11 protein-coding genes are annotated in these 6,177 nt (G+C 46.7%); 6 read left to right on the forward strand and 5 right to left on the reverse strand.

Annotated elements, in window-relative coordinates:
• The 3 genes from B9T16_RS24485 to B9T16_RS24495 form a co-directional block, all read right to left on the reverse strand.
• A partial coding sequence (locus B9T16_RS24485; RefSeq protein WP_410245993.1) for an HAD hydrolase-like protein occupies positions 1-237 on the reverse strand: 237 nt, incomplete at its 3' end.
• A gap of 95 nt (positions 238-332) precedes the next feature.
• A complete protein-coding gene (locus B9T16_RS24490) occupies positions 333-1,613 on the reverse strand; it encodes an IS110 family transposase (protein WP_410245994.1) in 1,281 nt (426 codons plus the stop codon).
• A gap of 275 nt (positions 1,614-1,888) precedes the next feature.
• Positions 1,889-2,062, reverse strand: coding sequence for a hypothetical protein (locus tag B9T16_RS24495; RefSeq protein WP_410245995.1), 174 nt, complete (start codon positions 2,060-2,062; stop codon positions 1,889-1,891).
• Between the two features lie 298 nt (positions 2,063-2,360).
• Between B9T16_RS24495 and B9T16_RS24500 the strand changes: the two genes are divergently transcribed.
• The 5 genes from B9T16_RS24500 to B9T16_RS24520 all read left to right on the forward strand — a co-directional run bounded on the left by B9T16_RS24500 (position 2,361) and on the right by B9T16_RS24520 (position 3,771).
• Positions 2,361-2,717 carry a hypothetical protein gene (locus tag B9T16_RS24500; RefSeq protein ID WP_410245996.1) on the forward strand — a complete coding sequence of 119 codons (357 nt, stop codon included), beginning with the start codon at positions 2,361-2,363 and terminating at the stop codon, positions 2,715-2,717.
• A gap of 76 nt (positions 2,718-2,793) precedes the next feature.
• Complete coding sequence (locus tag B9T16_RS24505) at positions 2,794-2,982, forward strand: hypothetical protein (RefSeq protein WP_410245493.1); 189 nt, start codon at positions 2,794-2,796, stop codon at positions 2,980-2,982.
• A 21-nt stretch (positions 2,983-3,003) separates the two neighbouring features.
• Positions 3,004-3,222, forward strand: a complete 219-nt coding sequence (locus tag B9T16_RS24510; protein ID WP_410245492.1) for a hypothetical protein — start codon at positions 3,004-3,006, stop codon at positions 3,220-3,222.
• Between the two features lie 53 nt (positions 3,223-3,275).
• Positions 3,276-3,599, forward strand: coding sequence for a hypothetical protein (locus B9T16_RS24515; protein ID WP_410245997.1), 324 nt, complete (start codon positions 3,276-3,278; stop codon positions 3,597-3,599).
• A complete protein-coding gene (locus B9T16_RS24520) occupies positions 3,580-3,771 on the forward strand; it encodes a hypothetical protein (protein WP_410245998.1) in 192 nt (63 codons plus the stop codon). Before B9T16_RS24515 ends, B9T16_RS24520 begins: the two co-directional genes overlap by 20 nt.
• 277 nt (positions 3,772-4,048) lie before the next feature.
• On the opposite strand, the gene B9T16_RS24525 is transcribed toward B9T16_RS24520, so the two are convergent.
• Positions 4,049-4,636, reverse strand: coding sequence for a tyrosine-type recombinase/integrase (locus B9T16_RS24525; RefSeq protein WP_410245999.1), 588 nt, complete (start codon positions 4,634-4,636; stop codon positions 4,049-4,051).
• A 205-nt stretch (positions 4,637-4,841) separates the two neighbouring features.
• Positions 4,842-5,786, reverse strand: coding sequence for a hypothetical protein (locus B9T16_RS24530; RefSeq protein WP_410246000.1), 945 nt, complete (start codon positions 5,784-5,786; stop codon positions 4,842-4,844).
• Positions 5,787-5,833: 47 nt separating this feature from the next.
• Here B9T16_RS24530 and B9T16_RS24535 point away from each other — a divergent pair, with 47 nt between their 5' ends.
• Positions 5,834-5,998, forward strand: coding sequence for a hypothetical protein (locus tag B9T16_RS24535; RefSeq protein WP_410246001.1), 165 nt, complete (start codon positions 5,834-5,836; stop codon positions 5,996-5,998).
• The last annotated feature ends 179 nt before the right edge of the window (positions 5,999-6,177 follow it).

Raw genomic sequence — 6,177 nt, forward strand, 5'->3', positions numbered from 1 at the left:
TCCTGAAGCGATCGCGATCGCCCTCGCCCCAATCGCCCGCCCGCAGCGCACATCGTGGGGCGTATCACCAATAACATATAATCGCTCCGGGGAGACTTTCCCTAACTGTTGCTGGGCTAAAACCACAGCCCGTTGTGCAATTTCCACGCGATCGCGCGATCGCCCCGAAAACGCCCCCAGGGGAAAGTATGAATCCAGACCATAGTGAGCCAATTTAGCCCTTCCCCCGGCTTCCATATTTCTATCTTATTCCCAAACTTTCACCAATAAAAACCCCGACCTAGGGAATTGGATCGGGGTACAAGTTTGATATGAGCATTATATGGGGATTATTACCGCATATCCCACAGAGCCTTAAACAAAGTCTCAGCCAGCTTTCTGGATGTGGCATTCCTTGCTGCTTTCAACGCCGCCCCAGAAACTTTGTTCCCTTTGTGGTATGCTCTAGTTACCCAATAAACTCTAAGCGAATGAGCCTCTGGAGATTTTGGTAGGCAATCGTAGGGGGTTGTCGCGATCGCACCCCCACCCGGTTTCTGTTCGCGATGAGTCCCCCTCTCGACTGCCCGAACAACAAACTGATGCAACACCGATCGCGCCTCTTTGCTTCCTGTGAAACTACTACGAGTATCAGCCTTTCCAGATTGCACTTGAGTAGCCCCCAAACCACAAAGCTGTCGAAATCGTCTCATAGCCTTAGACTTGGGAAGGCATTTAAACATCTCATCAAACGGAACGCACCGAGTAAGTAGCCAGCCTCGTTCCCGGCAGCCAAAACCAAACTTGTCAAACACCCGATGGTAGCAATCAAACTCTGGTAGGTTCAGATAGCTTAGTAGCTCCTGCTCTACCATCGCCTCTGACTGATGCCACATACAAATCTGTTGRGCTAGTCGCGCTGTTACTTCACTAATCCCCGTGCCTTCCCCCGCCGCGATCGCCTTCGYATATTCATTGTCAAACTTAGTCTTGGTCGCTTTGGGGATTCTCCAGGWGCCTTGTTCAGTCCAACCACAAGCCCAAGCCCACCACGCTGGCAGTTTGTCCGGGTCTAATTTCCCAGATTCTTTTTTAACTCTAACTTTTGCTTTCGCTGGAAATTCATAGACTAGCCTAGACTTGGCTTGGTTTATCGTTTGGGTGCGGCGCTTGTTGAATGACCCAATATCTCTTAGGCATTGTTCAATTTTCGCTACTTCTGGCGGCCGCTCCCTYACCCAATACCTGCGATCGTAGGCAATTTGGTAATGCTGGAAGTATGTGGCAACCATGAGCAAAGCATCGTAGGGGTCAGACTTGTTAGACGTTCCCCCATAGCTTTTCCGAGTGTCCTTAATCATCGTCTGATCTACTTTCAGCACAGGGATTCCCTCCCGATGTAAGCAGTCAATCCAGAATCTGCTATAAGTTCGGGTCGGCTCTAATATCACCACAGACGGCTCCAAAGACACAAGAAACTGGATAGACTTTGCATTTGCTTCTAGCTTTCGGTGGCACTCAGCAAATGCGGGAGACTCGTAAAAATCCCGCAACGCACCCGCTGGCATAAATTCTAGCCACACGGCATCGCACCACGATGAGCTAACATCAAGGCCTACAATTAAACTATTCATTTTTAACCTCTAGTGTTGTGGTTAATCGTTCCCACGAATCTGCTACGGCTCTCGCCCATTCTATCTGGGGGAACAAATCTCCCTAGAATCTARCCGGGGTTGGAACCCGGYTAGAAGCAATTMTTGACTTCTGCCCCCAGTNAACAGGTTGGGGAGGGAAACCTCCCATTTCAATTCGGGGGGGCTAGTCATCAATGCGGTGGGAATCACCCGGTTATCCGCGACTTCCCCCCAGGTGTAAGGGGAAAGTTTCGTCCTTTACCGGCTAGGACTCATCAGGCGGTGAAATCTAGATTTTCTAAAGCTGATAGTGTATATTCCAAGTCTGCATAAATTTGATTGTGATACATTTCAAGCTGCATTGCATAATTATGCACATTTTGGAATCGTTCATCATTAGAGATAAAATCGATAACTCTTAGGTGAGTAATGGTGTTATCAATTTCCATTTTGGCTTTAATTAAACAGTTCGAGAAAGAGACTGCCTCTCGTGTCAAATCGACCCACGCGCAAAGAGAATTTTCATCCTCGCCAAACAAGTGACCAGGAAAATCCGCTGATGTTTTTTGTCCAGGCGGTGAAACCCGCTAGGCAAATTGGCGGCCTCGGCTTTTGGTTTGACCATAGGCTTTTTACCTATATATAGGGTGTGCTTTTGCGATCGCCTGACCAACCCCAAGGCGATCGCATCAATCTACCAGCTTCCCCGCTCTCAACATCCGGCTTTTTACCTATCGCGCTCGAATAATGGAAGACCCGCAGCACGCTGTACGGGGAAAACAAGAAGTCAGTCTCGATGACGTTAACGGAAACAGCCGTCGGGCTACTGGATCAGATGGCTATGGAGCTAAATCTGAATCGGTCCGAATTGGTGGAACAGATTGCCAGGGGGATAATTTCCAGTCAAGCGGGGAAAGTGTCCCCGGAACAGGCGGGAAAATTCTAGACCTGTTGGAGGAGTTGTTTGCTGGTTTTCATGAGTATGTCAAAAGCCATGAAACTCGATTGGAGGAAAGACTGCAAGCAAACCGAGACTATCAATCTCAAATGAAAAAACAAATGGAGAACATCCGACAGGAGATTCTCCAACAGGTCTCTAAATAAATTGAGCGCCCCTCGTGCCCACGGGGGGTGCTTTCTATTTTGGCACGCTGCTAAACCCTCAAGAAACAAATGGACTATGGCACAACACTTTTCTAACCTTCAAACTGTCACCGGTGAAAAGGCGATCGCTCATAAAGTCACCGATTCCGTCACCCTGGGTGACGCAAAAGTTAAAAATTCAAACGCGCCGTTACGCGCGATCGCTCATAACCCGACCGACACAACCCCAAGCGTTCCCCCGGAAGTGCTGGAACTTCAGTCCTAAGTGCTGGAACTTCAGTCCTAAGTGCTGGAACTACGAGAACTTATCGGGAGGAATTATGCAGCCTTCTGTCAAGTCGCCCGTCATGTTGATGTGGCGATCGCCCTAAATTTTAGCGACCTTCCTTGTACCCATAAGCTCCGGTTGGCTCGTGATATAGCCAAGCAATCCTACGGCAACATTTTGGCTATAAATAGTCGAGTGAGATCTGGGGAAGATGATAACAGGGGGTCAGGCCGATGAGGGAAAAATCTAAGTCACCGAGGCAGCTTTCCGTCATAATATCGTCACCCAGGGTGACGGATTCTGAAAGTGTAGAACCATTCGATCCGGCTTGGGATGATATGGATGTCTTTATGGCGCTGGACAAATGTCCGAATCAAGACCACAAACAACTCGCCCAATCCATTGATATCCCGATATCTCGTGTAGTCAAGTCTCTGGAAAGGTTACGCGAGAAAGGTAAGGTTAAGTATTTGGGATGGGTAGCCGTCACCCTGGGTGACGAAAATTCATCACCGGTGAACACTTCCCAGAGCGATCGCCTAACTGTTCGCTGGAAAGCTAAGTCAACCGCCCAAGACACCAACGGGAATAGATATGCTTACCTATATATATAGGGGAAAAAAGCAGGTTTGTTACCTTGCCGGCCCCCATCTATCGGAAAAAGCTAAAGCGATCGCCAACCAAGTAGAACAGTGGATCGAGTCCGGCTTGTCTCTCGAAACTATCCTAGAAAAACTTCCCGCACTTAAATCGGGTGGTTGGAAATCCCCAGATAGCAACTCCTAAATTTTCCACAGGGGGAGACTTTACTCCCCCGAAAAATTTTATGATTTCACAGAAAAATCAATGAGCATTTCCCAACCCTAAACAGCGCTATTTGCTACTGTACAATGGTTAGCGCCGTTGGCTGTGTGTAAGAGTCTTTGATGTTTTAGACAAAATACCAAGCAGCCCGGTTTAGTGCTAAAATTGGCGGAATCTAGGGCAGTTACTTCTCGATCTGTGTTTGGCTAGTAGCACCCACTTTCCTCTGATGTCTGGCAACCTTAAGTCATCGACTGCCTTAGATTTCATCGATCGCGTCTCGGATTTTTTGAGGCTCAGCATCAATGTAGCGCTGCAAAGATGCCATAGATTTGTGACCTGTGATAGCCATGATGGTTCTGGTATTGACTCCCTTGTTATAAAGTTTGGTAATGAAAGTGCGGCGGTAACTGTGAAGCGAGTAACCCTCATTTTGTAAACCCAGTTGAGCGATCGCTTTTCTGTGGAAAGAGTCGATCGCTTGAACTGTCACCGGTGAACTGTGGTCGGATGGGCTAGGAAAAAGCCAGACACTACCACCAGGTCGGTAGGTTCTCAGAACTTCTCTCAATTTTTGGGAGACGGGAACCTGTCTCACCCCAGCATCTTTCCCAGCCGATCGCTTCCTAGTTTCAGACCGAAAGGTAATTTCTGGTAAGGCAATGTGGGAAGCTGGGGAAACATAAACATCAGGGACTCGTAGTAACCTCACCGCTCCTACTCGTTCACCGGTGTACATCAAGATGGCAAGTAAAGTTTGCTGCCAGGGATATTTACAGCGTTTGATTATCTTGTCGGCGATCGCGTCGGGAATGACGGAGGCTTTACCAATGCGGTTTTTTTTCATGAATTCGTGTCTGTAGGGAATTTCCCCCAGTTGCCTAGCCGACGAGGTAAAGCGATCGGCTTACCTATATGAMTATTGTAGGGTTCGGGCGGGGAGAATATTAGTTTTYGCGCCGACTTGGGGGAAAGTTTGGCGGCGAGCGATCGGATCAGCCTTCCCTATATTTGTTTACTAACCGGTAATACTCTCCCCTATTTTTGTGAATTTACCAATCCTCCCATGGTAAAAACTGCGTTATCTCAAATTCTCCCCCTTGTTTTGGGTCTGTGCTGTTGGGCGTGTAAATGCAACGGCAAAGTCCTAATCCGGGAGCTAAAAAAGAACCTTCAGCTTTAAACAGCAAAATATAGCGTGACAGAGTAGGAGTCAGATTAAAAGCTCCCCCTGTGTCAGGAACTGTAATAACAGAGCATCGATTTGTTATCCATTTTTCAAGATTATCTATGTCAGTATGTGAATTCAAAACATTAGGAAACAATGCAATTTGAGACATTGCCATCCACATAATTTCACGAGGACATAGTAGGAGCTCGATATTAGTTCCTTCCTTGATAACAGAAGAAAGTTCACCGGTATCGTTAGGGTCTTCATAAAGATTGTGGGTAATATTAAAAACATATTGTTTACCGGGCAAAAAAACATCAAATAGCCAGGCTCTAACTGCTCCCTCTGTTGTAGTCCACGTTCCCCAGAACCTATTATAAGTATCTACGTCATCATAATTAACTTGAGAATCAGAACTTATAAACGATGGAAGTTTGTTTATATTGGAATCTAAGGAAATAAACGGTCTAATTGATAAATCTGGGATAGGCATATCGTCCTCTATTTCGCTTCCTATGTTGTAGTCAATTTCCGTATCTTGGCGCACCCAGATAGAGAGAATCTGAGTTGTGGGGCTGCTTGCTAAAACACCAATCCCCCCATCACTCCCATCKKAATAGAAGCCATTTTCAAAAACAGGTAAGGATAAATCAGACCCTACCCACCGAATAGAAAMAGGATTGTCGGCTTKGATGGTGATTTCCCGACGGACTAATAATGGCGTGGCGGGGACTATTTCAATCTCTTCCCCTGCGGTGAGTTGAAAATAACCTGACTTAATATGGCGATAATAAGCGCCGCCGCCCCCGCCACCGGTAGGACGCATTTCAAACCGAATAGGCATTTATAGTAAAATGGAATGAGTTGTCTCTATTGTCGCATATGAACATCACGCCGGGACTTTATCCCGATTTTTCTGAAACTACCTTAGAAGCCTTAGTTTTAGCAATGGGGCGGCAATTGTTGCAAAGGCAGAAAAACTTAGTTGTTAATATCACCGGTAAAGATATTATGAATCTGACTCTGGATTGTTGTTAATCTGGATATTGACGAGTTAGAAGGTTTTATTAATAACGGTGCGATCGCAGTAGTAGAACCATTTCTCGAGGGCTTTCAACCCGGAACGGGTAGCTATCCTTTTAATCAACAAAATCTATGTAGCGCTCTACTGCATTTGGTAATGTATCAACACGCCGCCGAATTTAGCCCCACACTCA

The sequence above is a fragment of the Arthrospira sp. PCC 8006 genome, assembly GCF_046480465.1.
GTDB lineage: Bacteria > Cyanobacteriota > Cyanobacteriia > Cyanobacteriales > Microcoleaceae > Limnospira > Limnospira platensis.